Here is a 26217-nt window from a genome sequence, read left to right as displayed (position 1 = left end):
TCATCTCGGGCTCAAGGGAGTAGCAGGCATTAATGTGCTGCTCGATCCACGCCTGTATAAAAATAAAGGCTTGCATCGAGCAACAGCGACAGATCACCTCAGATCACACACCACTCTTCACTTTGGTCCAGACCCGTGTGCGGATTCGCTCCAGCTTCAATGGCAGTGGCTCAAGTGGAATAAGTGTCGCAACAGTCTTTTTGTCTGGATAAATCCAAGGGTTGTCTCGCAGCGTCTGTTCGACAAACGCAGTGGCGTCTTTATTTGCGTTAGGGTAGAGCGTGTGGTTTGACGTCTTGGCAATGATTTCTGGTCGCAACATATAATTGATAAACGCCATGCCTTCCTTGGGGTGGGGAGCGTCTTTTAGCAGTACCAGGTTTTCCGACCAGACCAGCGCGCCTTCGCGCGGAAGGCTGTAGGTAATCTTGCGTCCAGTCTTGGCCTTCTCGTTAATGGCCTGTGCAGCAAGGGCACCATTGGCCCATCCCACCACTGCACAAATATTGCCGTCAGCCAGGTCGGCGTCGATTCGGGATGAATCGAAATAGAGGACGTAGGGGCGGATTTTTAACAGCAGGGCTTGGGCCTTCTGGTAATCATCCGGATTCTTACTGTTGCTAGGGAGTCCAAGGTAATGCAAAGCAATCGAAATGATCTCACTTGGAGAGTCAAGCATCGCCACGCCACACGACTGAAGCTTGCTGATGTTTTCTTCTTTGAAGATCAAATCCCAGCTGTTCACCGGCGCATTATCACCCAATGCCGCTTTGACTTTGTCAACGTCATAGCCAATGCCGGTAGTGCCCCATAAATAGGGCACCGCGTAGCGATTGCCAGGGTCATTGACCGCGACCTGGGCCAAGAGATCAGGGTCGATATGGGACAAATTACTCAGTTGCTCACGATCCAACGGCTGGAGTACTCCCGCCTGGATCAGGCTTGGCAACACATCGGAGGTGGCCACAACCACGTCATACCCCGTGCGCCCAGCCATTACCTTGCTCTGCATGATGTCGGCGCTGTCGAACGCATCCATGTGCACTCTGGTGCCGGTTTCCTGTTCAAACGCCTTTGGGGTCTCCGGTGCGAGAAGCCCGAACCAGTTATACAGATACATCCCAGGCTCTGCAGCCGCCACTGACGTGCTTATCCCTACACAGAGAAGCGTGGCCGAAAAAATGGTTCGCAAATGTGATTTTCTCATGCAACATCCTTGTCAAGACGATGTACCCTCATGGCCATCCTAGGCCCTGGCAGTGAATATACCGGGCGTTACCGAATAGTAAATACCTACGAATACTTACCCCTGACCTACGAATCCCTAACCCAAAAGGGGTAGAAAATGCCGTTCGACCTCCAGAGCCTGGCTTGGCACCGATCGATTGGGAAGCTGATCATGCAGTTGAACCGTCCAGAGTTCTGGAGTTCACTGGTTCGGGTGTTGAATGAATACGTGCAAATCGATAATTGGGTTGTATTGATTTTCAGCAGTCAACAAGTGGAAGTGGTTAGTCTTCCTGAGGTGGCAGATGCGGAAGAGGTGAACGCGTTCATTCATCGCTACGTGAAGGGACTTTATCTGCTGGATCCGTTTTATATCGCTAATCGAGAAAACCCACAGAGCGGTTTCTTTCACCTGCTGGATATTGCGCCAGAATATTTTCTTGAAACTGAGTATTATCATCAATATTTCGCACAATACATTTCTGCGGATGAGGTGCAGTACAATGTTCAGCTCGACGCCGATAGAACCTTGTGCATTTCCGTTGGCAGCAAAGTCCGTTTTGATCAAGAGCAGATAACAATACTTGATATTATCAAGCCGTGGGTGACTGCATTGATGCATCAGCGCATGTGTTTTGAAACTGACGTCGGGAAAAACCACGCGGAGCCACCGCTATGGCCAGAAACGATGACCCCGCTGGGCGCACAAATAACGACGCGCGAAAGTGATGTGCTCAGGTTGTTACTGAGTGGCTTCTCTAATAAAGAAATAGCCGGGAAGCTTTCCCTCTCGGTGGAGACGATAAAGGTTCACCGCCGCAATATTTACGGCAAATTGAACATCAAGTCGCAATCTGAATTGTTTGCTCGATTTTTTATGCCGAAACAGGATGCCTTCTCTACAACTTGAAGTCAGGTTTTTAGTCTGGATATTATCCTTAAATGGGGTCGCGGCTTCTGTACATGGCTCGCATCGAACTGTCCCATCCACCAACGTAAGGCCCCAGATCGCACATAAAGTGAAGGTCTTTTCAACAATCTTTTGCCAGGATATCGCTCATTTTTCGGGCTTGCGTTCGCAGCGCCTCACTGAACAAATCCACCGCCGCCGAGCCTGGCCGGTGGTTGGGGCGAATCATCATCACCTGGTAACGAACGCAGACACCTAGCTGGCGAATCGACAGCCCACTCAGTGGGTTGATAAGGGATGGAGACTTTACTGCGTGCGAGATCTCGTAGGTGCTTGTGAAAATGCGTTGGTAGAGATGGAATCTGTTTGCATAGCGTTTAGTTAACTGCTTCCAGCCCGTTTTCACACAACCTGGACCCAAAGCAGCCTTTGGCGAGGGCAGGAAACGACCAGAAGCAACCGTTCGCGCGTGCACGCTTTGAGCCAACAGCTATCCCGCTCACAGATATCCAAATCTAGCGGTTCGGAATTCTGTTCCGAGGGAAGAAATGTTGGCCACGAAAGTCATCCTTTCTTCCCTGGGCGCACTCGGTTCTGCTGAAAAGCCTTACCCACCGAAAAATCACCGCAGATTAAAAATCAATTTGCCTGCCGCCGATTTGAGTTTCCGTATCATTCTGACCGGCAACCATAGCCGATGCGCTAATTGCATTTTGATTTGCCCAGTCACGTAGTTTTGTAAACTCGTCTTTACGCATTTTGCTCATTGGTACTAAACGCGAAATGGTAGTTTCAAAATCAGCCATAGTCAGGTCGCTTACATCACCGGAGCCATTCATCCGCCGTGAGAACGCTTCAATCAGCGAGTCCCCAACCCACGCTTCGATTTCGGCACCAGAGAGCACAATATCTTTACCAAAATTCGGCTCACCTCCTAGAGCAGCCAATCGATCCAAATCAAATTTTTCTGGGTCACGTTTCAACTTCTTGAGGTGTATTTCAAGAATCTTCTTTCTTTCTAATGTCGACGGGAAGTCAACGAAAAATATTTCGTCGAATCGCCCCTTTCTCAACAACTCCGGAGGTAAGCTGTTGATGTTGTTTGCGGTAGCAAACACAAAAACAGGCGCCGTTTTTTCTTGCATCCAAGTCAACAATGTGCCGAATACGCGTGAGGCCGTGCCACCATCAGATGCGCCTCCGGAAGAGCCGGAAAGTCCTTTTTCAATTTCATCGATCCATAGGATGCAGGGCGAAATAGCTTCGGCCGTACGTAGGGCGGAACGAATATTGGATTCTGAAGAGCCAACCACCCCTTGGAAAATTTTTCCCATGTCCAAACGCAATAACGGCATGTTCCATGACGACGATACACATTTCGCCGTTAGCGACTTACCGCAACCAGGAACTCCAGTTAAGAGCAAACCCTTCGGGGTTCCGACACCGAACTCCTGAGCCATCTGCCCAAAACACTGGCTACGCAAATTAAGCCACTTCTTAAGCGTTGCCAGCCCACCAACATCCTCAAGATTTAACGTTGAGTCGATATATTCCAAAATACCTGTTTTCCGTATAATTTGTCTTTTTTCGGAAAGAAGGTCTTTTACGGTATTTTCATTTACACTCAGGCTGGATACCAATGAACGAGACAAGCTGTTGTCAATCTCTAATCCCGTGAGACCCAAAGCGGCATCAATGAGTTTATCTTTGGTTTCGCTGGAAAGATCAATATTGACGCTACTGTTGCCTTGCCATGAATTAACAAAATTACTTATCTGATCCTTAACTTCATCTCTTGATGGCAAAGGAAAATCAATCAGCGTGATTTCCTTTTGAAGATCATTGGCAATTTCAAAGCTGGGCGCCACGATAATGCAATTGCTTCGATAGCCACGTGAGCGGATATTTATGGCTAAATCTCGAAGTCGACGACGATAGACGGGATTTGAACTTGAGGTAAGGTAGTTATGAGCATCACAAAAAACAAATATATTTTTGCTGCCTTCATCCTTCGCCTTTTCTTCGCAAAAGTCCAAGGCTACTTTCAAATCAAAGGTTTTATCCCCGGCCACGACGCCATTTATCTGGACGCCCAGCGTCGAGTTCCAAACAAACAAACGATGGCTAAGTGTCTTGGCGATTTCAGATATTTCATTGAGCGCACGCTCTTCCTCGAACGTTTCAATAACCAAAATAGCATAGCGCGCTTTGAGGTAATCTGTTATCTGCTTGGTACGGTTCATGCTTGTTATCCCTGCGCTTGAACTGAGTTATACACTCATCGGAAGACCGGTTTTAGTAATGCCAGAATTTGAAACTACAAACTCGACAACTCTTCTAGTGCGGAAAAAGTCAATGTCGACTCTGTCGCTGGTTTTGATAATCTGTTTGTGCTGATAGGGATGGCTCGCGTTATGCCGATACCGACCCGCCAGCGTCAAGTCTACGGCTTTAACAACACGAATCATGGCTTCGTTCTGGAATATCTCTTTTGGCGTATAGCCTGTGTAAAGTATCCAGTTTTTCTCGCCATTGACTGCATTTATTAATTGCTCCAAGGCTGGCGCCTGGTCGAGCGGCTCCCCCCCAGAGAGGGTAACTCCAGCGATGTCCAGTGCATTTATCTTCTGTGCCAATTCATCAATAGATATCAGCGTACTCGCTTCGCGAGCGTGGGTGCTCTGATTGAAGCACCCCTTACAATTCAGCGCACAACCCTGCACCCATAATGTCAAGCGCAACCCGGGGCCGTTAACGCTGCTCAACGCCATATGGTGTACATTGATGTCCATTTAGAAGTTCGCGCTGAGAATTTGAAGGGTTTGCTCTTCATGGACTACGGTATATTCCGGCTTCCATTCAGTCACAAGTTCCGCAGTAGGGCTAGAGAGTAGAGACTCAAGCTCTTCAGTAAGCTTTGTGCAAATGTCGCCTTTCACGCCGTGCACTTCCTCCGTAATTTCATCGCCCGTAAAGGTGACATGAATGCCGTATTCGTAGTTAGGTCCGAATTCAATCTCGAACCCTTGAGAAGTTTCTTTGACTCTTGCAGGAACACCTGATGCGTCTATGCGCTTAATAGTTTCATCGATGGCTACGCTGATGTACGCTTTCTGAAAGTTTAAAGCCAAATCAGCCATTATTGCTTCATCGCCGGCCGAAATAGTTTCTCGTTCGATGAGGAGCTTGTAGGAGCCCTCCTCAATTTGGCAAACAAATAGATTGATTTTATCAGCCGTTTGGCCACAAATAGCTCTAAATTGCTGCTTGCCCATATAGCCTATTTTGCTCAACACCTTTTTACTGAAGTCGCTGGCAAATATGGAGACCAGACCAGTCGTTGGGCTAAGGTCCAACTTACCGAAGGCTTTGGCAATGGCTTCTTCATTAACATAAGAAAATTCAAACTTTGTGCAATGAGACATTGTTAAAGCTCCAGCTTGCGACCGGGAGCAACTTCTTCTGCGTCCTGGGTGGCATTTAATACGCCAGGGACAACCTCAATGTTGCGCACAGGCGCCATGGATGCAGGCGCAACGTTTTTCGAACGCTCGGTTGGAGTTCCAGAGTTGACAACTACCCGACGTCTTTGGGTTGCCTGTGATGCACCACTACCACTCAGGAGACTTGCATCAATCGTTTCCAACAACCTTCTTATTACCAGGATGGGACTTGATGTGAGCTTTGCATAGAGTCCAATTCGCAACAACGCATCGGTTCCATCATTGAACTGCAATTTAACGAAGTAATTTTGATTTTTATCGCCAATGATGCCAATGTGCGAGATCTGATTCAGATCCCGTGACAGCTTTCCCCAAAGATGCCCATCAAATGACGCTACAATTAATTTTGTCGCTGATGCGGCAAAAGCATTGCTACCAACATCAACGTCATCAGCATCAAAATTCTGGTAGCTGACCTGAATTTTCTCCCCGACAGGAAATCCCAGTTCGGTTGCCAAATATTCATTTGTCGAAAAATCGATATCGGCGTGAAATTTTAAGCTTTTTGATAGAACATAAAGGCTAACGATGCCTGATGCTCCATAGCCTATTGCGCTTAGTGCGTCTTTCGGTTCAAAGGCGACACAAACTGCGGAAATAAAAACAATGATTCCGTAACCGTAATTAATGGCCGTCTGCGAACTGAGTTTTTTATTTCTATAAGCCTGAAATGTTTTGCCGGGAATATATTTTTTTGAAGGTGCAAAGAGCAGGGCGCACGCACCAAAAAAAACCACACAACAAAATCCCGTTGCAGCCTGGCGATTTTGCCCATTTTGCAACCCTTCAAGAAACATCCACGCACCGCCAACGATGAAAACAGGTACGAATGCCAGTACTACAAGTGCCGTTATCTTACCTTCGGTGGCCATTACCATTTTCCACATCGGGATAGTCTTTATCATTCACAAACCTTCTAGAGTTGGTGCAGAAGCGCGTAGTGAGGGGATGACTGTAGAACTACTCATTGGTCTATGCTACATGACGATTTTTGGTTTATCACGCGCCAAGGTTCGTCTGAAGTAGCCAGGCAGAAAAAGTCCCAGGCGGTGAAAAAACGCGGACACATTCTTGAGGGCTGCGTGGCTACGCAAAATCTGTCAGCGTTGGTTGATCACCAGAGCAAAAAATTGCGTAGAAACGCGATTTTAGTTTCTATCCTGACAGTCAAACCTGCTCTTAGTCCCCATTGTGTGTCCGGGGCCGAGCGGCGAATTGCGAGCGGGGCGTCAAGATGGCCAAGGCAACCGCCACGATGAAGAGCGCCGGCACGTCGCCAGCCATGATTCCTCCGTGTACGGCGCTAGACCACACAGTGAACCAGATTAGGCTCAGATTGGCTAATGGATAACGTGCGGCCAGGATCAAGAACACGCCAAGTGCGGCGTAGATGCCAACGATCATCATCGGGTAGTCCGAGTGACCGACGTGCCAAGCCCAGCCAGACGGCCAGAACAACATAAGAGGGTAGAGAGCAAGGCACGCGAGGCCAGCCAAAACTAGAACGACGCGCAAATACCTGAGGCGATCGACGACGGTTATGGCGGTCTCCTCTGAAGGGGCTTATACACCTGGACGGAAAGCCCAATTTGCTCAGTCAGTTCCGGCTTTAGACCAAGCATAGCTACTCATTTGCTTTCGCTCCGTCCAGCGGCTGTTTCTGGCCGATTGCTGCCTTTCGTCACCGGCAGCTATGGTTGAAACCAGCCGTCGCGACTGACCGCTATCGACCCCGTGCAGTCGTTTCGTTGCTTGCTAAGGCATGTCATCGCTCAACGAGCTGCAAACACCCCTGTTGACAGGCTGTGAGAATCTCTTGTGCCAATTGCTCATCGGCCACAGCTCGCGCTAGTGCCAAGCCACCAATCATCCCTACGGCAATTTGCAAAGCATGCTGGCGTGTATCGGTCTCTGTCGTCGATTTCAGTCTGGATTCCAGACGTGCAATGAAAGCTTCGAGCACTTGGGTGTAGCTCTCCTGGATGGCTCCGTTCTGCTGAGCAGCATCATTGACCATAAAGGCTAGCGGACAGTGCATACGGCTTGCATCCCGATGGTCCATGCGCAGGTAGTCTTTCACTACCTGCTGCAAACCGTCTTTACCAGCCTGTTCCAGTATCGCGCCCCCCGCGTTCGCGGCATTTCTAATCGCTTCGGTGTAAAGCTCCGTTTTGGATGCGAAATGACTATAGAAGCCCCCCCGGGTCAGTCCGGCACTCTCCATAATTGAGTCGATACTGACTTTTTCGAAACCTTCCAGTGCGAAGAGTCGTGCTGCGCTATCCAAAATCACCTGTCGAGTGGTTGCGCGCTGTGTAGCAGGCCAGGGCATACGTCTTCTCCTCAGTAAAGCGTGAGAGGGAGTATGACAAAACGGGACTTTATGTTCTTGAACATAAAGTCATACCGACCAGAATTGCCGACTCTTCCCTCAAGGAGCTACTCATGCGATTGCACATACTGGGACCTGGATTTAGCACCTTCGTGCGTAGTGTCAGACTTTACTGCGAAGAGAAAGCGCTCGATTACACGCACGGGATGCACGTGGAGGGTAAAACGATCACGCTCCACGGCCCTGAACACAAGGCACTGCATCCTTTTGGCAAGGTCCCGGTATTGCTGCATGGAGAGCGGAGCGTAAGCGAAACAACCACCATTTGCCGCTACCTGGATGAAGCCTTTGCGCACGCATCCCTAAGACCCGCAGACTTGGCCCAGAGGGTAAAGGTCGATCAGTGGTCTGCTGCCTTGGCGACGTATGCCGATGATCGATTGATACGTCGTTATCTTTTATTGCTGGTTTCACCTGCGCAACCGTCACGCCCTATCGATAGAGAAGCTGTGGCGACCGCCGAACCAATGGCTACCCAAACACTTGGGCTGCTGGAGAAGCAGTTGGGCGGGCAGCAATTTTTCTGCGGGGCGGACTACAGCATGGCGGACGCCATCCTGACGCCGATGCTCGATTATTTGGAACGCGTGCCCGACAGTGCACAATGGCTGAAAAAAACATCCAAGCTTCGTGATTATCTTTTTCGCATGCGATTGCGCCCGTCAGGGCGCAACGTGTTGACCGAGCCGAACTTTAGTTAATGCAGCAAATGCTGGGCTCATCGTTCGCCCAAGGGGCGCTTTTGGCCGGAAGCAGTCGTTGGCGACCGACCGCTTTCGGCGGTGGATTCAACCGACCCTTCAGGCACAACAGGATATGTCCCCTCCAACACCAGTGATCGGTCAAATAGCCAGGGCTGTACTCGACCATCCGCACGCGCGCTGAACCAAACTGGCAGGTACGCCAATAGGCTGTGCCTGTCTGACCGGCATGTGCTACCGGTGCTATCGATTTTGGAATACAGGCGCTGCACTCACCCGAAGGCTAGTTGCCCCGCCCTCCACCAAACGACCACTCATCACTGGCCGTAGTGGTGATCACCACCATGACATCCTCCGCGTTCAGTCCCGTCGTCCGCCCCAGTTTCTCGACCAGATCGCGGTAAAATCGCTGTTTCGTCTCAACACTTCGAGGACGGCCAGCGGTAATCGCGATTAGCACAAAGTCATGGCTACGCGGCCCCCCCAAGTAGTGGGGATCAAATATCAGCTCTCCGACCTCATGTTGGTGAATGGCCTGGAAGCGATCGGTCTTCGGCACTTCGAAGCTCTCGACCAAGGCGTCGTGCAAACCCTGAGACAACGCCTGTAAATACTCGGCGGACTTGCCCCGGTGCAGTGAAATTCGTGCAAACGGCATGGCCGGTTACTCCTGGGCTGTGGCGAGGCTGCGTTCACGAGGCGTCCATTGCGTACGCGTACACATCTCGCCGAACAGCTTATGTTCGGTCAACTCGGCAAATGGTTGCGGGTAATCGGCCTGTTGCGTTTGCGCAGTGCTCATGGATGGGTTCATGAGGTTTTTCCCTCTGACTGGCTAATCGACAGGGCAAAACTATCAATTCGCGATAATGCCGAATATCAGATTTAATAGCGGCAACTATCCCGAATTTGTGGACTATCGAATGCGCCGCCCGACCTTCGATCTTGATGTATTGCGCACCTTTGTCACCGGCGTGGAGTTCAACAGCTTCGCCAAAGCGGCGGATCGTCTCGGTCGATCGACGTCCGCCGTGAGCGCCCAGTTGAAGAAACTCGAGGCGCAGCTCGGCACGCCGGTACTGGCTAAATCCGGTCGTGGGCTGGTGTTGACTCCCGTAGGAGAAACACTGCTCAGCCATGCCCGTCGGTTGCTGGAGCTGAACGACAGCATTTTCCAGACCCTGCATGAAAGCCAGACCGCCGGGACCATACGCCTCGGGCTTCAAGAGGACTTTGGGGAACATTTCCTCAGCGATATCCTGCGACGCTTCGTCCAGACGTACCCGAGGGTGAGCCTGGAAGTGAAGATTGCGCGCAATGTCGAATTGCTGGCGCTGGTCGAAAGCGGGGGCTTGGACTTGGCCCTGACCTGGGACACCGGGTACATGTCGCCCTATGCCACGCGACTGGGCGAAACCCAGATGCACTGGATCGGGGCCCGCGATATGCCATTGCTGACTGCCCTTGATGACTCACCGCTGCCGTTGATCATGTTCGACGCGCCTTGCGTATTGCGCAGCGCCGCCACCCAGGCGCTGGATTGCGCGCAAATACCTTGGCGGATCGCCCTGACCAGCCCCAGCGTCGGTGGTATCTGGGCGGCCGTCGCCGCCGGGTTGGGCCTGACGCTGCGAACTCGCATCGGGCTGCCGAGTCATCTCACCGTTGTTTCTGGCTTACCCGCCGTGCCAAGCCTTGGCTATGTGCTTCACCGCGGTGGCGACGACCCAACACCAGCCACCCAACAATTGGCTGCATTGATCAAAACGAGCTTGCAAGAACAGGCGTTCAGTTTCGCGGTTACGAAATAATCGAAGGCACCCGAGGGCTTAATTCGAGCGATAGGATGGAGAATAACGAAGCACTGGGGTGATGGGCCGATGACGGCTATGGAAAGCGCTAATCCACGACCGACAGCAATCGACCCAAAACAACCGCTCAACTGACCACGTTCAACCATGGCCAGCGCTCCCGATAACTGGCCGCTTTTTGCCTAAACAAGCCGGGCAAGGGGTTCAGTTGGTTCAGCCTGAGCAGGTTGTTGTGAAGATCGTCCAGGCCGTGTGTGCTGTACAGCTCCCCGGTGTAGACATCCACGCCCAGGCAGGTCGCGTTGATCAGGTAGCGGTCTATACCGTCGGTGACCTTGTACAACCGAGGATAGGCCGCGCCGAATTTTGAGGGGTACCACAGGTGAACGCGGGCCTGATTGCGTACCTCGACGTTGACGTCGAGATGGGCACAGGCATGGCGAACCCGGGCGATGATGCGATCCTCGGCTTGCCATGAAAGATCTTCATCGAAATAGGCGATGTCGTAATCCTTGATTCCCCACTCGGCAGGCTGTCCGGCTTGATGATTCCAGAAGGTCTGGAACAGACAACCCGCAGTCAGCATGCACTGCGGGATGTCCAGCGTCGGCAGGAGCGTCAGCAATTGCTGGTTGATGGCGTTACCTGTGGCGATTGCCAACACCTGCTCGTTGCTCAGTGAATGCATTGGTACCCTCCATGGTGGCTGGAGGGGAGCTTACCTGACCGATGTCTCAGAAGCTGTACCTGGTAGAGAGCATCACATTGCGAGGCTCACCGTAGTAGCCGCTGAAGAAGGTGGTGTCCAGGGCACTGATGTACTTCTTGTCGAACAAGTTATTGACGTTGAGGGTGGTGGAGAGCTGCTCGGTCAGTTGGTAGCGGGCCATCAGGTTGACCACGGTGAACTGCTCCTGCTTGGCCTTGATGGTGCCCATTGCGGTGCTCGGGGTCACGGTGATGTGGGTGCCGCTCTGCCAGTTGGCGCCGCCACCGACAGTCAGGCGGTTGAAGTCGCCAGGCAGGCGGTAGGTGGTCCACAGCTTGAGCATGTTGGCCGGCGCTTCGGTGTTGATACGTTGGTCGTCGGCATCTTCGGTGAGGCTGTGGTTGTAGCTGGCGGCGACGTTCCAGTCCGGCAGCAGCTCGCCATTGGCCTCGATCTCGAAACCGCGGGTGGTGGCGCCGCTGACGGCCTTGTAGGCCGCCGAGGTGGTGCCGGGGATGACCTGGCCCGGATCGATGACCGCTAGGTTGTCCTGCTTGATCTCATACGCCGCGATGCTGGTGTTCAGGCGGCCACCGAAGAATTCGCTCTTCAGGCCGATTTCATAGTTGTCGCCCTCGCGCGGGTCGAGGGTCGCCCCGGTTGCGTCGCGTACGCTCTGTGGCTTGTAGATGCTGGTGTAGCTGGCATACACGGAGTGAATGTCGTTGAGGTCGTAGACCACGCCGGCGTAAGGCGTGACCACGCCGCTCTCGCGGTACTGGGTGTTGCGGTTGTTGTTGGGGGTCAGCACATATTCTAGGTCGTAGTTGTACTTGTAGTCGCTGGCACGGGCACCGAGGATGATCGACAGGTCGTCGGTCGGGCGCAGGCGCGTGGCGATGTAGGTACCGTTCTGGTAGATGGTGGTGTCGCCGTCATAGAGCTTGCCGTTGCTGGTATTCGGCTGTTTGGTGTAGTTGTCCCAGTCGTAGAAATTGACGAAGGTGCCTTCGATCGCCGTGCCGCGTAGGGGCGAGTGGCGGTTTTCGTAGCGGGAGAAGTTGTAGCCGACGATCAGCTCGTGCTGGCGGCCGAACAACTGGAAAGGCCCCTGGGCCTGAACGTCCACCCCGGTCTGTTTCTGCCAGGTGCTGCCGGCGCCACCGTACAGACGCACCCCGGCGCCGCTGTTGATGTCGGGGAAGCCCCAGCTGGCGGTGGCCAGTTTGTAGTCATCACGGTTGATGTACATCTGGTTGACGGCCACCTTCAGGCTCCAGTCGTAGCCCAGCTTCTGTTCGATGCTGGCGAAGGTATTGAGTACATCCTGGGGGTTGCTGCTCCAGCGCGCGGCGCTGTTGGTCGAGCGCGAAAAGTCGGTCTGCCGGCCGTTGCTGTAGAACAGCGGGAAGGCCACCGAGGACGAGCCCTGTGGGTTGTTCTTCTGGTAGTCGGCGCCGACCGTGAGCAGGGTGCTGTCGCTCAGGTCAGCTTCGAGGATCCCGTAGAAAATCTGCTTTTCCTGGGCGTAGTGATCCACGTAGCTGTTGTTTTGCTGATAGGCCGCGACCATGCGCCCGCGCACGTTGCCGGTCGGGGTGAGCGGGCCGGATAGGTCGAGCTCGGTGCGGTATTTGTCCCAGGAGCCCAGCCCCGCGCTGAAGTGGCCCTTGAAGTCGGCGGTAGGGCGCTTGCGCACCATGTTGATGGTCGCCGAAGGGTCACCGGCACCGGTCATCAGGCCGGTAGCGCCACGCAGCACTTCGACGCGGTCGTAGATCGCCATGTCGGCAAGGCTCTGTGCCGAGACCTGGCTGACGATGTCCAGCGTGGTGGGAATGCCGTCGAACTGGTAATTGTCGACGCTGTAGCCACGTGAATAGATGTTGAAGCGTTCGCTACCCAGGCTCTGCACCGACAGGCCAGGGGTCTGCTTGAGCACCTCGGTGAGATCGTTGAGGCCCTGATCGTCCATGCGTTGACGGGTGACCACGCTGATCGACTGCGGTGTCTCGCGCAGCGACATCGGCAACTTGGTGGCGGTACTGGTCATGCCGGTGGTGTACGAGCCGGTCCCTTCAGTGGTGGCGCCGAGGCCTGCGTTGATGCTGGTGGCCCCGAGCTCCACGGCGGCGCTGTTGTCAGCCTTGGCCAGCACGTAGCGTTTCTCGCCGGCTTGCACCACGCGCAAACCACTGCCTTGCAGCAGCCTGGCAAAGCCCTGGTCCAGTTCAAAATCGCCCTGCAAACCAGGCGATGACAGCCCGGCAGTGTCCTCGGAGCTGAAGGTAATCATCACGCCGTTGGCTGCGGCGAACTGGCTGAGCGCAACCGACAGGCTACCGGCGGGGATGTCGTAGGCGAGCGCTTTGGCCCAGGCCGGCGTTACGGCCAGCAGCGAGCCGGACAAGCCCAGGGCAAGCGCCGCATGGTGGATGCTGCGCCCAAGAGAAGACGGTTGGAAGGACATGCAATGGTTCCTGTTCGGGTTGGCAGGGGCTGCGTCTGATGCGCACGTGCAGGAAGAGCCGAAACAGGAATGAAAATCTGTTACCCAAAAAGCTAAAATATTTCTCACGCTCAGGCTATTCGGCTTTCCACGCGAACCCAGTAGCGCGTCATGCGGCGCAGTTGCACCGGCAGGGAGTCCTCCAGGTTGGCCAGCACCGCCTCGCTGTCATCCAGCAGGAAGGTGCCGGACAGCCGCAAACCGGCCACTTGCGCCGTGCAGCCCAGGTACCCATGGCGGTAGCGGGAAAGCTCGGCGAGCAGGTCCTGCAGCCGCCAGTCGATTGCCACCAGCATGCCGCGTGTCCAGGCCGAGGCCTGTGCCGGCGCGGGCTGCAAGGGGCCAACACGGTCGGCGGCGAAGGTCAGTGTGTGCCCGGCGTCGGCACGCACGGCTGGCGCCGTTGCCAGGCGCGGACGCACCTCCACGGCGTGCGCCTCGACGGTCACCCGGGTGACGCCGTCGCCTTGGCGCACCGCAAAGCGCGTACCCAGGGCGAGGATGCGGCCTTCGGCACTCTGCACGCTCAGCGGCCGGGAGTCCTTGCCTGTTTCGACCAGGATTTCGCCGTGGCGAAGAATGATCAAGCGTTGCTGCGCATCGAAGCGCACATCGACCCGGGTATCGGTGTCGAGCACCAGCCGGCTGCCGTCGGCGAGGGTCAAGGTACGACGTTGTCCCACCCGTGTTGTGTAGTCCGCGCGCCATGGCGAAGCCTGATAACCCTGCCAGCCGAGCATGCCGGCACCGAGCAACAGGGCGAAGGTTTTCAGCGTTGCGCGACGCCCTTGGCGGGCCCGTTCGAGAGTGCTGGAGGCGAGGGCGGCTGGCGCCTGAGTCAGGCGTTGCTGCAGCTGTTCGATACGCTTCCAGGCTGCGGCGTGTTGCGGGTCGGCGGCCAGCCAGGCCTGCCATTCGCTGTGGGTAGCTTCGCTGACCGTGCTCTCGTGCAGGCGCACATACCAGTCCACCGCCTGGGCCAGGATGCTGTTCATGCTTCATCCAGCAGCAGGCAGTGCATCAGCGCACTGGCGAGATGCTTGCGCACCGTGGTGACCGATACCCCGAGCCGTTCGGCGGTTTTCTCGTAGGTGAGCCCGTCCAGTTGCACGGCGAGGAAGATTTGCCGGGTGCGCGCACCGAGCCCATCGAGCATGCGGTCGATGGCCATCAGGCTGTCGAAGATCAACGCCCGCGCCTCGGCCGACGGCGCGTGCACCTCGGGGCGCAGCGCCAGGGCTTCAAGGTAGGCTTGTTCGAGGCTGCGGCGCCGGTAGAGGTCAATCACCAGGCCACGGGCAATGGTCGCCAGGTAGCGCCGAGGCTCGAGCAAGGTGCCGGATGTGCGCGCGAGCAGGACGCGCACGAAGGTGTCCTGGGCCAGGTCCGCCGCATCGGCCGAGTTGTTCAGACGCTTGCGCAACCAGCCACGCAGCCAGCCGTTGTAATCCTGGTAAAGCGTCTGCAGGTGCTCATGGCGCTCTGCATCACAGCCTGGTGTGGACATCCCGCTCTCTCAACGACAACCAATGCGAATAGGAATTTGTCGCGATTGTAAGAGAGACAGAGGCCGCAGGGAAGCGCCGCCGTTTTCAGCGGCCTGCCGGTTGGTTCTGTTCCAGCCACTGCAGGTAAGTGATGCAACTGATGTGTTCGGTCCGATAGTCCTGCAGGAACGGGTTGTATTTGTTCTCTTCGGTGTGGTGATGGCGAAAGCCACATTTCGATTGGGCGGCAAACGACTGGCTGTTGTTGGCAAAGTAGCCGCACCACAATGCCTTGAGCTTGAGGGTTTCGAAGCCATGGCGCATCACTTCGCGCACCGCTTCCGGAACCAGGCCCTGGCCCCAGTACGGTACCCCGATCCAGTAGGCGATTTCGCCTTCCTGCTCACTGATCTCGAAGTTGCTGTTGGCGCCGATGAGAATACCGACGCAACCCACCGCCCGTTGGTTGTCCTTGAGTTGCAGCGCATACACCTCGGGGTGATTGAACACGCTGCGAATGATCTCGGCACTGTGCTCGACACTGGTGTGCGGGGGCCAGCCGGCGATGGGGCCGACGCGCTCGTCGCTGGCGTATTCGTACAAGTCGGCGGCATCGTTGGCGTGCCAGGGGCGCAGCAGCAGCCGTGGTGTTTCTAGTCTCATGTGCTGTTCTCGGGTTGGCTTGATTCAGGTCAGACACGGTAGTGGCAAGCACCCGATCGGCAAACAGCAGTACCTCGGCACTTTCGGTACTTTTCGAAACTCCATGGCCTGGCGTGATAGGCTCAAGCCTCTTGTACTGGGTTGCCGTGGGCCACTATGCAGCACATTCCAAAACTATATGCGCCTGACGAGCCGCTACGGCTGGGCGACACCACGCTGGCCGACGGGGTGGGGGTGCCGCTGGCTTTCGGGCATGCCTACATCACGTTGCTGGTGTGCCTGTCCGGAAGTGCCTGCTTCACCCTCAACTTCAAAGAGCATGCGGTCAGGCGCGGTGATGTGCTGGTGCTGGCCGAAGACACGATTGCCTTGCTCAAGCGTCGCTCACGCGGCTTCAGGGTGTTTTTCTGCCTGATGCCCAAAGGCTTTGCGGCGGAGGTTGCCTACCAACTGCCAAACCCCTTGTTCGTGTTTCTGCATGACTATCCCCATTGCGTACCCGCCAGGGCAGACCGGGCGCTGCTGGAGGGCTGGCTGATGCAGATGCGCGATATTGCCCGCAGCGGTGCCAGCTACTGGCAGATCATGCTGCGCAATCAGCTGCAGAACTTCTTTCTGAAGATTGCCGAGCAACTGCCCACCCTGGAAAAAGGCAGCCGGGAGTTCAGCCGCAAGGAGATGCTCAGTTGGCGTTTCTGGGAGTTGATCGGCAAAAACTGCATCCGCCACCGCGATGTGAAGTTCTATGCGGACGCGCTCAGCATCACGCCGTTCTACCTGTCACAGCTCACCAGGGCGTTTTTCAATGACAGCCCCAAAGGCCTGATTGATCGGCAGGTGACCCTGGAGATCAAGGCGCTGCTTTCGTACAGCAACCTGGCGATCGGGCAAATCGCGGACGCGCTCAACTTTGCTGACGCGTCCTACCTATGCCGCTATTTCAAACGTCAAACCGGGGTGTCGCTGTCTGGCTATCGCCGGCATGAGCAGGAAGAGGGTGGCGAGGGTTAGCGCAGTGTCAGTGGGACACCACAGCTGGCAACGGCACTGCGACCGCTTCGCGCTCGATCGCTGGCAAGTCCGGCTCCCACAGGGTCGGTGTATGCCGGCCTGCAACCTACAACGACACCAACACATCACACTGCGATTCGTTCAGCACATGCTTGGTAACGCTGCCGATCAACAGCTCTTCGAGCGCGCTGTCCCCCTGCTTGCCGATGACGATCAGATCGCAGTCCAGCTCCTGCTCCTGCTCGACGATCCGCCAGGCCGGGTCGCCGTGCACCACGACCTGCCGCGCATCACCAAGCCCGGCAGCTTCACTCAAGACCGCCAGTTGCTCCAGGGCATCTTTCTTGATGACGTTGCGGTAGTGGGTGAGGGTGTCCTGGTCGATGTAGGCGAAGCGCATGCTGCCTTCGAAGGGCGCTTCGTACACATGCAGCAGAATAATCTCGGCCTGCGGTGCCACCTTTTTCGCCAGTTCGATGGCGCGCCGCGACGAGGGCGAAAAATCCACCGGCACCAGCACGCTGCGGTAAGCGTCGCGAGGCGCGTGCTTGACCACCAGCATCGGGCAGAGCATGCGGTTGAGCATGCGCTGCACGGTCGAGCCCAGCAGGCGCCGGGCCAGGCTGTGGCCCTTCGCCCCACACACCAGCAGGTTGCTGCGTTTGTCCTGCACCACACGGGTGATTTCAGTCACCAACGAGCCGGGCGCCACCTGCACGCCCGCGCCGATGCCATAGCGCACAAACAGCAGGGTCGCCAGGGCGTGAACGTTTTCTCCGGCGGTTTCCAGCACGCGATTCAACAAGTCTTCATCGGGCACCAGCACCTGCTTCAAGCGCTCGTAGGGCGCAGGGTTGGCAACATAGAGCAGATCCAGTGCTGCATGCTGCGCCTTGCTCAACAGCGCGGCGCGCTCTGCCGCGTTGCGGGCAGAGGAAGACAGGTCGGTGGCAACCAGAACGTGGTTCAACGGGCTCATGGGGGCTCCTTATGCAATGCCGCGCACAGGGATCGATGGCGTCGGCCGGTTTCGATCCGTTCCTTGCTTGCAGCCATCGTCTCGTGAACCAGGCCCGGCGGCTTGATTTGGGTCAATGGAGTAGGGAAGGCGAGGCTGCGGTACGGGATAAGCGGGCCGCATCGGCGGCCCAGGACAAGCGCTGGCGATCACTCCACCGCCGATTGCCCTGCTTGCAGCGAACGCCGCAACAACGCAGCGGTTGCCGAGCGCGCTTCTACCTCATCCAGCAACGCCTCGACCAGGGCGAGGCTCATCTCCAGTGATTGCTCGGTGGCCCAGAGCAACCCGCGCACCTCGGCATCGACCAATTCACAGGCGTGGGCGTTAGTCTGGTAGGCGCTTTTGAGCAGGATGGACGTGTGGATCAGGGCGTCTTCGGACGAGACACCGGCACGGACAGCGAACAGCGGATCGTGGCTGCCGTTGCAGGAGCCGAAGGTGGTGCTGGTTTGGGTGGTGAGGGGTGGATCGAGGGGATTCAAGCTGGGATTCTTGATGGGAGCTTTTGACCCATTACAGACATTGCATTGCTGATGGGAGAAACTGGCGCACCACCTGTGACGCAGACTTTGCATGGAGAATGTTGTGGAGCTTCATGAACATTTGGATCAGGTCAGAGATGCTGAGACCTTTTTGAGGTTTGCCCGGGCTTTGGCGGCAGACAAATCAACAAGTATTGACTGGGAGAACACGACGATAGAAGCGTTTCTGGAGGGTGCTATTTCATGGGCGGAAAGTAGCGGTTTCGGGTTGAGTCAAGGGCTTCTACCATCCAATTCGTGGCGGCAGTTCGCCGTTTTCTTGTACTGCGGCAAGATCTATGAGTGAGCGGCTTTAGCCAGACGGGCCAACTCTTGCAACGAACTGGGGTGGCTTGTGGGCGCATCTGGCCGAATCCTGGTGTGCGCCAACGGCGCCATGGGGCGAAAGCGGTCTCTCGCGAATGGTTGCTATCGACCCAAAGCTGCCGGTGGCGAAAGGAAGCAATCGGCCAAAAGCGGTCAAAAACAATCATCCAACAATGTCGTCCCGGTCAACAGCTTCGGAGTGCTTAGCTACGCTCTAGGGCGTATATGCCATGACCAGCGTTGAAGTCGTAGCGTATCCGTTGAAGAGCGGATGCGTGCGCCGCGATCGCTGTATGGCGCGTTTTTATTCAATCTGTGTCTAACATTCTCCTATTGACCGCCCTACCATCGGCCGCTCCGTCCAGGTGCATACGATGAAAGATATTCCCGGCAACATCGATTTTTCAGGCTTGACGGCCCGTCGGCTAGGGCCAAATGACCGTGAGATCATTTGTGTGCACCGTGAAACGATGTTCCTTGAGGCGGGAGGAGACCCATCGGAGTTGCGGGTGATGACTGAGCACTTCCGGCCCTGGTTGCACCAGCGCCTATTCGATGGCCGCTACTACGGTTTTGCGCTGATGGACACGGGGCAGCCTGTGGCGGCGATAGGTCTGATGAATATCGACTGGCCACCTCATCCGTCCCATCCGGCCTTAGACCAGCGCGGCTATGTGCTAAATGTTTTCGTCGAACCTGCTTACCGGCGCCGGGGCCTGGCTTCAACCCTGATGAAGTTGGCTGAAGCCGAATTTGCGCAACGCGGAATGAGTTTTGCCGTGCTACACGCGACCAAGGCCGGCAAGCCGGTGTATGAAGGACTGGGCTGGGCGAATACATCTGAGATGGCGAAAACCGTTTCGTGATTTGACTGCCTATCTCAGGAGCCTGGTCGCCGATTCTAGCTGTTGATGAAAGGCTGCTTCGGGTCGATAGCAGCCTGTCGTGAACGGCTGCAACCGACCCAAAGCAGCCCTTGCTGGAGGACAGCAAACGGCCAGTAGCAGACGTTTGGTCAACCCTTAGTGCGTACCGGTAGAGCCAATGTCGGTTTGCCCAGCACGTACGTGGTGACCCGTGATGCGAGAGGGCGTGACAGAAAACGCACGCCAAAACACGTCAGTTTATTGAACAGTCCAGGTACAACCGTGCGCTTGCCTCGCAACATGGCCTGGATGGCGGACTGTGCGACAAACGCTGCGCTTTTGGTCGAAGCGTTGGCGATCCATGAGTGGTCGCCGCCTGACGCACTGTGGAAGGCTGTATCAGTGCCGCCAGGGCAGATGCAGGTGACCGATAAGGGCGTGCCGCTATGTTCGTCGTGGAGCGCTTCGCTGAAGTTGCAAACGAAGGCTTTCGAGGCGGCGTAGAGCGCCATGTTGGGTACGGACTGGTATGCACCGGTGGACGCTATGTTCACCATGTACGCGGGCGTGTTAGTGGTTTTGTGTGCGTCTACAAAGCATCGTGCGAGGGCGACCAGGGAGTTCATGTTGAGCTGCATGAGCTCCGCGTCGCGTGTCCAGTCGACCTCGTCGAAGCGGCGGAAGTATCCGAAACCAGCATTATTGATGAGGATGTCGATAGGGCCGTTGGCAGTCGCCGCAGCCCATAGCGCGCGTGCCAACGCGGGCTGATTTAGAAATAGTCATGGTCTTCTCCTGGATTGCGAACTCGACGGGGGCTGCTGGCTAAATTACTTTCACCACGACCTTGCCCTTGGCGCGCCCACTTTCAACGTAGGCCAGTGCTTTAGCGGTGTCGGCGAAGGAAAAAACGTTGTCGATGATCGGGCGGATGGCGCCGGCCTCGACGAGGGCAGTGATTTTGCGCAGGTGTGCGCCGCTGGCTTGCATGAAGACAAACGAGTAATCCACCTGTTTTTGCCTTGCCTTTCTCCGGATACCGGCACTCAGCAGACGCAGCACCTGTTTGAGCGGCCAAGCCAGGCCACGCGCGGCGGCAAACGCCGGGGTGGGCGGCCCGGAAATGGAGATGAGGTGCCCACCGGGTTTGAGAATATGCAGAGATTTGTTCAACTCGTCGTTGCCCAGGCTGTTCAGCACCACGTCGTAGTTGCGCAGTTCGTTGGAAAAATCCTGCGTTTTGTAATCGATGATGACGTCCGCATCCAAAGCGGTTGCCCAATCGACATTGGCTGTACTCGTGGTAGTGGCGACAAAGGCGCCCAGGTGCTTGGCCAACTGGATGGCAACGGATCCGACACCGCCGGAACCGGCCTGGATAAATACCTTCTGCCCTTTCTGCAACTGAGCGGTTTCGACCAGCACCTGCCAGGCAGTCAACGCCACCAACGGCAGGGCGGCGGCCTCTACCATGTTGAGGTTTTTGGGCTTCACTGCAACTGACGACGCCTTGACGGCAATAAGCTCGGCAAAGGTGCCGATGCGGTCATCATCCGGACGCGCATAAACCTCGTCACCCGGCTTGAAGTCGCGAACGCGGGCGCCAACGCGCACGACCTTACCGGCCACGTCGTTGCCCATAACAAGCGGCAGACGGTAGGGAAGAATCAGCTTGAATTCACCGCTCTTGATCTTGCTATCCAACGGGTTGACGCTCGCCGCGTGAACCTGGATGAGCACGTCATCATCCCGTACTTCAGGGGCGGGCATTTCGCTGATGTGGCCAACCTCTTTCTTCCCGTAACGATCAATGATGAACGCCTTCATGGTGGGATGGTTCTCTGGAGTTTTTGAACGAATGGGTGTCGTGGGGTGCCCCGGCCCAATGGCACCGGCGGGCGGCTTCGCGACCGATCAGGAAGCCTGAGTAACAACCAACGCGCCAGAAGCCCTCAAACTGCGCGGCGGTTAACTGGGTGAAATCGATAACGGCGTTGTTACCCGCGTTGGAGATCACCACATCGGCAGGCTCGCGCCCGGTGCCGGGACTCATCGCGCGATCGAACGCTGCCATTACCTGGGTTTCGTCGGTTACGTCAGTTGGTAACGCCTCGGCGCTGCCGACGGCCAGAGCGGTGATTTCTGCCACCACCGTGTCGATCTTGGCTGGCGTACGGCCCACAACGATGACGTGATAGCCCTCGCGCGCAAAACTTTTGCACACGGCCCCGCCAACGCCGCGTACCGATCCCACGCCGAACACAATTGCCGTTGGTTGACTCATTTCATCGTTTCCGTTGCGCTGAGGGAGCTGATCGCCCCGATAGACTCCGGTTGGGCCTCAAGAAAGGCCTGTGCTGTGTGCACAAACTCGCTGTGATACTGAAAAATTCCGCCATGCCCAGCATCGTTGTAGATCACCAGTTGCGCGCCAGGGATGCGCCGCGCCATGTCGTGACTGTTCTCGGTCGGCACCATGATGTCCTGATCGCCATTGGCGATTAGGACAGGGACACGGATGCGGTCGAGCGACTGAGGCGCCTGCCGGCCCCACGCCTTGATGGCCTTCAGTTGGCGCAGCAAGGCATAGGGAGTCGGGCCTTTGTCCCGGTTTGACTTGCGCTCTTTCAGCCGCTGCAAAAAAGCCCTGGCAGCCAACCGGCCATTGGCTGTGGAGGTAAAAAACAGATAAGTCTTTGGGTCGCGCAGGGTCAAAAGACCTTTGAGCATCAGTGGCCAAGAGACCTTGGCGACCTGTTCGATACCGATTCCACCTGCCGGCCCCGTACCCGTCAGAATTAGCCGGCGCACGCGCTCAGGGGCCTTCAGCACGATGTCCTGTGCGACGAAGCCCCCGAGAGAGAAACCCAGCAGATCGACGGTGTTCAAACCCAGCGCCTTGCTCAGTTCAATCACATCCCGCGCCATCCCATCGATGGTCACTGGTGCGGTTCCGCCTGAGGCGCCAATGCCTCGGTAGTCGATGGCTATAACGCGCCGCGTGCGGGCGAGCCCATCCACGATTCGCGGGTCGAAATTATCCAGCACCGCGCCCCAGTGGTTCAGCAGAATCAATGGCACGCCACTGCGCGGGCCCAGGTCACGGTAGGCAAATGCAGTGCTGCCAACCGTGACCGAGCGTGTGGGGGTGTCGATGTAGCTGGGGCTTGGTACGCCACTTGGTTCGGCGCGTTTTACCTGGGCTGTCATGGTTCTCTCCTGGGGCAACGTGCCGGAGCGGCCTTTACGCCTTGACCTGATAGCGCTCGGCGACCTGCGCCTGACGCAAGTCAGAAATCAGGCCCAGTCGTGCACCGTTCAACGCTTCCCAGCGCGCCGCGTCGTGCAACGGCGGGATGGTGATCAGTTCACGGCGGTCGAAACCGACCAGTGCCGCGTCGACCAGGTCGTCCACGCTCATCAGGTCGGCAAGCGTGTTGATGTCGATGCCTGCACGCTCCCAGATCTCGGTGCGGGTTCCGGCCGGCAGCACGGCCTGCACGTAGACGCCCTTGGGCGCGAGCTCCAGGCTCAGCCCTTGGGACAGAAACAGCGCAAAAGCCTTGGTCGCACCATAGACCGACATCCCGAACTCCGGCGCGAAGCCAACCACCGAGCCGATATTGACGATCGCACCCTTGCCAGCCTGCGCCAGACGCGGGGCGATGGCGCTGGCCAGGCGAACCAGTGCGGTGGTGTTGAGCGTGACGAGGCGGGAGATATCGTCTGTGGATTGGTCGATGAACTGACCGGACATCGCAGCCCCGGCGTTATTGATCAGGGTTTCAATCTGGGTGTCCTCGCGCAGACGTGTCTCGACTGCCGCCAGATCGCCCGGTTGAGTGAGGTCTGCCGCAAGAACGTCTACCGCTACACCGGTTTCCTCGTGCAGACGCACGGCTAGTGCGTCCAGACGTGCCCGGTCGCGGGCGACCAGTACCAGGTCGTGGCCTCGGTGTGCGAAACGCTGTGCGTAGATGGCGCCAATGCCGGTCGAGGCGCCGGTGATCAGAACAGTAGCCTTAGAGGTCATGATGTTTTCCCGTGATCGAAAAGGTGAACCCATGCCGCCGCACGCAGCATGAGCAGGTGGTTAATTGGCGCTGGAAATTTCGAGGGTCGGATAATCGATGTAGCCCTTGGCGCCGCCGCCATACAGGGTGGTGGGATCCAGCGCGTTCAGGGGCGCGCGTTGCTCCAGTCGTTCGACCAGATCCGGGTTGCTGATGAAGGGGCGGCCAAAGGCAAACAGATCGGCCTTGCCCGCGTTCAGGTGGGTGTTGGCCAAGTCGAGGTCATAACCGTTGTTGGCCAGGTAGGTGTTCTGGAAGCGGCTGCGTAGCGCATCAAAGTCGAACGGTGCGACATCACGGGGACCGCCGGTGGCGCCTTCCACCACGTGTAGATAGACGATGCCCAGCGCGCTGAGTTGGTCGACGATGTAGTCGTACTGCGGCTGTGGAGCACTGCAGGAAATGCCGTTGGCCGGCGAGACGGGAGAAATACGTACGCCCATGCGGTCGGCACCGATCTCCTTGGCGACTGCGGCAGTGACCTCCAGCAAGAGGCGGGCGCGGTTTTCGATAGAGCCGCCATAGGCATCGGTACGCACGTTGGCGCCGTCTTTGATGAACTGCTCGAGCAGGTAGCCGTTGGCACCATGCACCTCAACGCCATCGAACCCAGCCGCAATAGCGTTGGCCGCAGCCTGGCGGAAATCGTCGACGATGCCGGCCAGCTCATCCAGCGCCAGTGCGCGTGGTTCGGAGACATCGGCAAAACCGTTGTTAACGAAGGTCTTGGTCGCGGCGCGGATGGCCGAGGGGGCAACTGGCGCTTCGCCATTGGGCTGCAGATCGACGTGGGAAACACGGCCGACGTGCCACAGCTGTACAAAAATCCGCCCGCCCTTGTCGTGAACGGCATCGGTTACTTTTCGCCAACCGTCGATCTGCGCCTGCGTGTAGAGACCGGGTGTGTCTTGGTAGCCCTGAGCCTGCGCCGAGACCTGCGTGGCTTCGGTAATCAGCAAGCCCGCCGAGGCGCGCTGACTGTAGTAGGTAGCGGCATGCTCACTGGGAACCAGACCGGCACCGGCACGATTGCGCGTCAGCGGCGCCATCACGATACGGTTCGGGAGCGTGAGCGGCCCAAGGGTGTAGGGTTCGAAAAGGGTTTTGTCAGTCATGAGGTTACCTGCGCCGGATCGGCTTCACTAAAAGTCCATTTATGATGTTGATCGTCATCTTTACTGTCAAGAGTTTTGATGATGATCAACATCAATGTATGATGCCGGTATTTCTGATGGCCGAACCAGAGGAGTCCTGCAGATGAAAGTCAGCAAAGCGCAGGTGCAGGCAAACCGCGCGCACATTGTCCAGACGGCGTCGGTGCTGTTTCGCGAACGGGGTTACGACGGCGTGGGTATCGCCGATTTGATGGCCGCCGCAGGCTTCACCCACGGCGGGTTTTACAAGCACTTTGCGTCCAAAGCCGAGCTGCTAGCGGAGGCGGCCACCTGTGGTTTCGCACAAGGCGCCGCCAGAGCGGACGAGATGGATGGGCTGGGGTTCGTGAAGTACTACCTGTCCAGGGAACATCGCGACGCGCGGGGTGACGGCTGTACGATGGCAGCGCTGTCTGCCGACGCGGGACGCCAGCCCGAGCAGATCAAAGCGGCGTTTGCGTCTGGCCTCGAAAGCATGCTGGCGACGCTGGCGAGCAAAGCTGGCGAAGCGGACTCGGCCGAAAGCGAGTTACGTGCCCAACGCATTGTGGTGATTGCCCAAGTGGTCGGTGCACTCATGTTGTCGCGTGCTTGTCCGGATGATTCAACACTAGCCGACGAGATCCTAGAGGCCTGCTGTGCGGACGTTTTGACTAGACTTTACTCCCGCACGAAACCTTCCAGCGTCTCCTGACCACGTGTTCGGCATGGTGGAACCTGCTTGCAGACCCTGCGTCTGGAAAAGGCCAAGCACTTGCTGAAAACCACCCATCCTGGTTTCGAGGTATTCCCCCAACCGAGTGAACTACGAAAACAGCAATTCGTTCAGGCGACTTTTCTGCCAGCCTATTGGCATTTCAGCGGCGCTTTCCGCTAGCGCCTTCTTCGGCTTCCGCCGAACACGTAATCTCCACAACTGCCTTGCTCGTACGCACCGAGGCACCGAGCCTCAAGGCCTAATGAACACACCGCGCACCCTACAAAAAGCGGCTTTTGTTCGGTTCACGAACGTCCGCTACTGGCCGATTGCAGCCCTTCACGCTATGTAGTTTTTTGGCCACTCTACCCGACGGGGTGGCAGCTGCACGCGGGTAACCACGCCAGCGACCAAGGAACCCGGCACGCACGAAAACGCCCCACGCCCAGCCCCCACAACAAGAATTGCCGCAGAGTTAGACCCCTACCAATAACCTTGATTGTTAACAAACAGCCACTAGCCTATACACATCTTCGCGTAACCCCCTCAACGCAGGAGAGCCCCATGAGCAAGCCAGCCAATACCGTGATGCTGTGCTTTGATCCGGCATTTGCGTCATTGCGCGATGGCCTTTC

At 56.7% G+C, this 26217-nt stretch carries 30 protein-coding genes and 1 pseudogene; 7 read left to right on the top strand and 24 right to left on the bottom strand.

What is annotated here, in order from left to right; genetic code table 11:
- Positions 1 to 103: 103 nt before the first annotated feature.
- The gene (locus tag UW3_RS0121170; protein WP_010225414.1) at positions 104 to 1207 is read right to left on the bottom strand and encodes a polyamine ABC transporter substrate-binding protein; all 1104 of its coding nucleotides are present in this window, start codon (positions 1205 to 1207) and stop codon (positions 104 to 106) included.
- A gap of 138 nt (positions 1208 to 1345) precedes the next feature.
- Here UW3_RS0121170 and UW3_RS0121165 point away from each other — a divergent pair, with 138 nt between their 5' ends.
- Positions 1346 to 2137 carry a response regulator transcription factor gene (locus tag UW3_RS0121165; RefSeq protein WP_010225412.1) on the top strand — a complete coding sequence of 264 codons (792 nt, stop codon included), beginning with the start codon at positions 1346 to 1348 and terminating at the stop codon, positions 2135 to 2137.
- 121 nt (positions 2138 to 2258) lie between these two features.
- Here UW3_RS0121165 and UW3_RS29825 read toward each other — a convergent pair.
- The 7 genes and pseudogenes from UW3_RS29825 to UW3_RS0121130 all read right to left on the bottom strand — a co-directional run.
- Positions 2259 to 2435 (bottom strand): annotated as a pseudogene (locus UW3_RS29825) (LysR family transcriptional regulator); the annotation flags it as partial.
- Between the two features lie 334 nt (positions 2436 to 2769).
- Positions 2770 to 4380: an AAA family ATPase gene (locus UW3_RS27440; RefSeq protein WP_010225409.1), complete on the bottom strand. Its 1611-nt coding sequence runs from the start codon at positions 4378 to 4380 to the stop codon at positions 2770 to 2772.
- Positions 4381 to 4407: 27 nt separating this feature from the next.
- Complete coding sequence (locus UW3_RS0121150; protein WP_010225407.1) at positions 4408 to 4929, bottom strand: 4Fe-4S single cluster domain-containing protein; 522 nt, start codon at positions 4927 to 4929, stop codon at positions 4408 to 4410.
- The gene (locus UW3_RS0121145) at positions 4930 to 5562 is read right to left on the bottom strand and encodes a DUF2997 domain-containing protein (RefSeq protein ID WP_010225405.1); all 633 of its coding nucleotides are present in this window, start codon (positions 5560 to 5562) and stop codon (positions 4930 to 4932) included. It lies immediately after the preceding gene.
- Between the two features lie 2 nt (positions 5563 to 5564).
- On the bottom strand, positions 5565 to 6512 hold the full coding sequence (locus tag UW3_RS0121140; protein ID WP_237716765.1) for a hypothetical protein: 948 nt from the start codon (positions 6510 to 6512) through the stop codon (positions 5565 to 5567).
- Between the two features lie 307 nt (positions 6513 to 6819).
- Positions 6820 to 7182, bottom strand: a complete 363-nt coding sequence (locus tag UW3_RS29820) for a DUF6632 domain-containing protein (protein ID WP_026001444.1) — start codon at positions 7180 to 7182, stop codon at positions 6820 to 6822.
- Between the two features lie 223 nt (positions 7183 to 7405).
- A complete protein-coding gene (locus UW3_RS0121130; protein WP_010225401.1) occupies positions 7406 to 7972 on the bottom strand; it encodes a TetR/AcrR family transcriptional regulator in 567 nt (188 codons plus the stop codon).
- Positions 7973 to 8085: 113 nt separating this feature from the next.
- On the opposite strand from UW3_RS0121130, the gene UW3_RS0121125 reads away from it, so the two are divergent.
- Entirely contained in the window at positions 8086 to 8733 is a 648-nt protein-coding gene (locus UW3_RS0121125; protein ID WP_010225400.1) for a glutathione S-transferase family protein, read from the top strand.
- On the opposite strand, the gene UW3_RS29110 is transcribed toward UW3_RS0121125, so the two are convergent.
- The 3 genes from UW3_RS29110 to UW3_RS28910 are packed head-to-tail and all read right to left on the bottom strand — an operon-like array spanning position 8726 to position 9547.
- Positions 8726 to 8992, bottom strand: a complete 267-nt coding sequence (locus UW3_RS29110; RefSeq protein WP_081492834.1) for a DHCW motif cupin fold protein — start codon at positions 8990 to 8992, stop codon at positions 8726 to 8728. The genes UW3_RS0121125 and UW3_RS29110 overlap by 8 nt on opposite strands.
- A 24-nt stretch (positions 8993 to 9016) precedes the next feature.
- Entirely contained in the window at positions 9017 to 9391 is a 375-nt protein-coding gene (locus UW3_RS0121120; protein WP_010225399.1) for a tautomerase family protein, read from the bottom strand.
- Between the two features lie 6 nt (positions 9392 to 9397).
- A complete protein-coding gene (locus UW3_RS28910; protein ID WP_010225397.1) occupies positions 9398 to 9547 on the bottom strand; it encodes a hypothetical protein in 150 nt (49 codons plus the stop codon).
- Positions 9548 to 9656: 109 nt separating this feature from the next.
- Here UW3_RS28910 and UW3_RS0121110 point away from each other — a divergent pair, with 109 nt between their 5' ends.
- Entirely contained in the window at positions 9657 to 10544 is an 888-nt protein-coding gene (locus UW3_RS0121110) for a LysR substrate-binding domain-containing protein (protein WP_010225395.1), read from the top strand.
- A gap of 127 nt (positions 10545 to 10671) precedes the next feature.
- Here the strand turns inward: UW3_RS0121110 and UW3_RS0121105 are convergent, their stop codons facing one another.
- From UW3_RS0121105 to UW3_RS0121085, 5 genes are all read right to left on the bottom strand, one after another.
- Positions 10672 to 11232: a nucleotidyltransferase family protein gene (locus tag UW3_RS0121105; RefSeq protein WP_010225393.1), complete on the bottom strand. Its 561-nt coding sequence runs from the start codon at positions 11230 to 11232 to the stop codon at positions 10672 to 10674.
- Between the two features lie 46 nt (positions 11233 to 11278).
- Complete coding sequence (locus tag UW3_RS0121100) at positions 11279 to 13723, bottom strand: TonB-dependent siderophore receptor (RefSeq protein WP_010225392.1); 2445 nt, start codon at positions 13721 to 13723, stop codon at positions 11279 to 11281.
- 110 nt (positions 13724 to 13833) lie between these two features.
- Positions 13834 to 14757, bottom strand: a complete 924-nt coding sequence (locus UW3_RS0121095; RefSeq protein ID WP_010225390.1) for a FecR domain-containing protein — start codon at positions 14755 to 14757, stop codon at positions 13834 to 13836.
- Complete coding sequence (locus UW3_RS0121090) at positions 14754 to 15269, bottom strand: sigma-70 family RNA polymerase sigma factor (RefSeq protein ID WP_010225389.1); 516 nt, start codon at positions 15267 to 15269, stop codon at positions 14754 to 14756. The genes UW3_RS0121095 and UW3_RS0121090 overlap by 4 nt, the downstream gene beginning before the upstream one ends.
- Before the next feature lie 85 nt (positions 15270 to 15354).
- Positions 15355 to 15912, bottom strand: a complete 558-nt coding sequence (locus tag UW3_RS0121085) for a GNAT family N-acetyltransferase (RefSeq protein ID WP_010225387.1) — start codon at positions 15910 to 15912, stop codon at positions 15355 to 15357.
- 156 nt (positions 15913 to 16068) lie between these two features.
- On the opposite strand from UW3_RS0121085, the gene UW3_RS0121080 reads away from it, so the two are divergent.
- Positions 16069 to 16923 (top strand): helix-turn-helix domain-containing protein, encoded by an 855-nt coding sequence (locus UW3_RS0121080; protein ID WP_010225385.1) that lies wholly within the window; start codon positions 16069 to 16071, stop codon positions 16921 to 16923.
- A 106-nt stretch (positions 16924 to 17029) separates the two neighbouring features.
- On the opposite strand, the gene UW3_RS0121075 is transcribed toward UW3_RS0121080, so the two are convergent.
- Both UW3_RS0121075 and UW3_RS27430 read right to left on the bottom strand, forming a co-directional pair.
- Positions 17030 to 17902: a universal stress protein gene (locus tag UW3_RS0121075; RefSeq protein ID WP_010225383.1), complete on the bottom strand. Its 873-nt coding sequence runs from the start codon at positions 17900 to 17902 to the stop codon at positions 17030 to 17032.
- A gap of 188 nt (positions 17903 to 18090) precedes the next feature.
- Complete coding sequence (locus UW3_RS27430; protein ID WP_010225381.1) at positions 18091 to 18426, bottom strand: DUF6124 family protein; 336 nt, start codon at positions 18424 to 18426, stop codon at positions 18091 to 18093.
- Between the two features lie 103 nt (positions 18427 to 18529).
- Between UW3_RS27430 and UW3_RS0121065 the strand changes: the two genes are divergently transcribed.
- On the top strand, positions 18530 to 18772 hold the full coding sequence (locus tag UW3_RS0121065) for a DUF7660 family protein (protein WP_026001442.1): 243 nt from the start codon (positions 18530 to 18532) through the stop codon (positions 18770 to 18772).
- A 394-nt stretch (positions 18773 to 19166) separates the two neighbouring features.
- Positions 19167 to 19658, top strand: a complete 492-nt coding sequence (locus UW3_RS0121060) for a GNAT family N-acetyltransferase (RefSeq protein WP_010225377.1) — start codon at positions 19167 to 19169, stop codon at positions 19656 to 19658.
- Positions 19659 to 19807: 149 nt separating this feature from the next.
- Here the strand turns inward: UW3_RS0121060 and UW3_RS27425 are convergent, their stop codons facing one another.
- From UW3_RS27425 to UW3_RS0121030, 6 genes are all read right to left on the bottom strand, one after another.
- Positions 19808 to 20419, bottom strand: a complete 612-nt coding sequence (locus UW3_RS27425; protein ID WP_010225375.1) for an SDR family NAD(P)-dependent oxidoreductase — start codon at positions 20417 to 20419, stop codon at positions 19808 to 19810.
- Between the two features lie 64 nt (positions 20420 to 20483).
- Positions 20484 to 21485 (bottom strand): NADP-dependent oxidoreductase, encoded by a 1002-nt coding sequence (locus UW3_RS0121050; protein WP_010225373.1) that lies wholly within the window; start codon positions 21483 to 21485, stop codon positions 20484 to 20486.
- Positions 21466 to 21942, bottom strand: a complete 477-nt coding sequence (locus tag UW3_RS0121045) for an SDR family NAD(P)-dependent oxidoreductase (protein ID WP_010225371.1) — start codon at positions 21940 to 21942, stop codon at positions 21466 to 21468. Before UW3_RS0121045 ends, UW3_RS0121050 begins: the two co-directional genes overlap by 20 nt.
- Positions 21939 to 22868, bottom strand: coding sequence for an alpha/beta fold hydrolase (locus UW3_RS0121040; protein WP_010225369.1), 930 nt, complete (start codon positions 22866 to 22868; stop codon positions 21939 to 21941). Before UW3_RS0121040 ends, UW3_RS0121045 begins: the two co-directional genes overlap by 4 nt.
- 34 nt (positions 22869 to 22902) lie before the next feature.
- The gene (locus UW3_RS0121035) at positions 22903 to 23691 is read right to left on the bottom strand and encodes an SDR family NAD(P)-dependent oxidoreductase (protein WP_010225366.1); all 789 of its coding nucleotides are present in this window, start codon (positions 23689 to 23691) and stop codon (positions 22903 to 22905) included.
- A gap of 60 nt (positions 23692 to 23751) precedes the next feature.
- Complete coding sequence (locus tag UW3_RS0121030; RefSeq protein WP_010225364.1) at positions 23752 to 24846, bottom strand: alkene reductase; 1095 nt, start codon at positions 24844 to 24846, stop codon at positions 23752 to 23754.
- A gap of 142 nt (positions 24847 to 24988) precedes the next feature.
- On the opposite strand from UW3_RS0121030, the gene UW3_RS0121025 reads away from it, so the two are divergent.
- Positions 24989 to 25579, top strand: a complete 591-nt coding sequence (locus UW3_RS0121025) for a TetR/AcrR family transcriptional regulator (protein WP_010225362.1) — start codon at positions 24989 to 24991, stop codon at positions 25577 to 25579.
- Positions 25580 to 26217: the final 638 nt, after the last annotated feature.

The organism is Pseudomonas donghuensis (assembly GCF_000259195.1).
GTDB lineage: Bacteria > Pseudomonadota > Gammaproteobacteria > Pseudomonadales > Pseudomonadaceae > Aquipseudomonas > Aquipseudomonas donghuensis.
The sequence above is the reverse complement of the archived record's forward strand: the minus strand, read 5'-3'. Positions and strand labels throughout refer to the sequence as shown.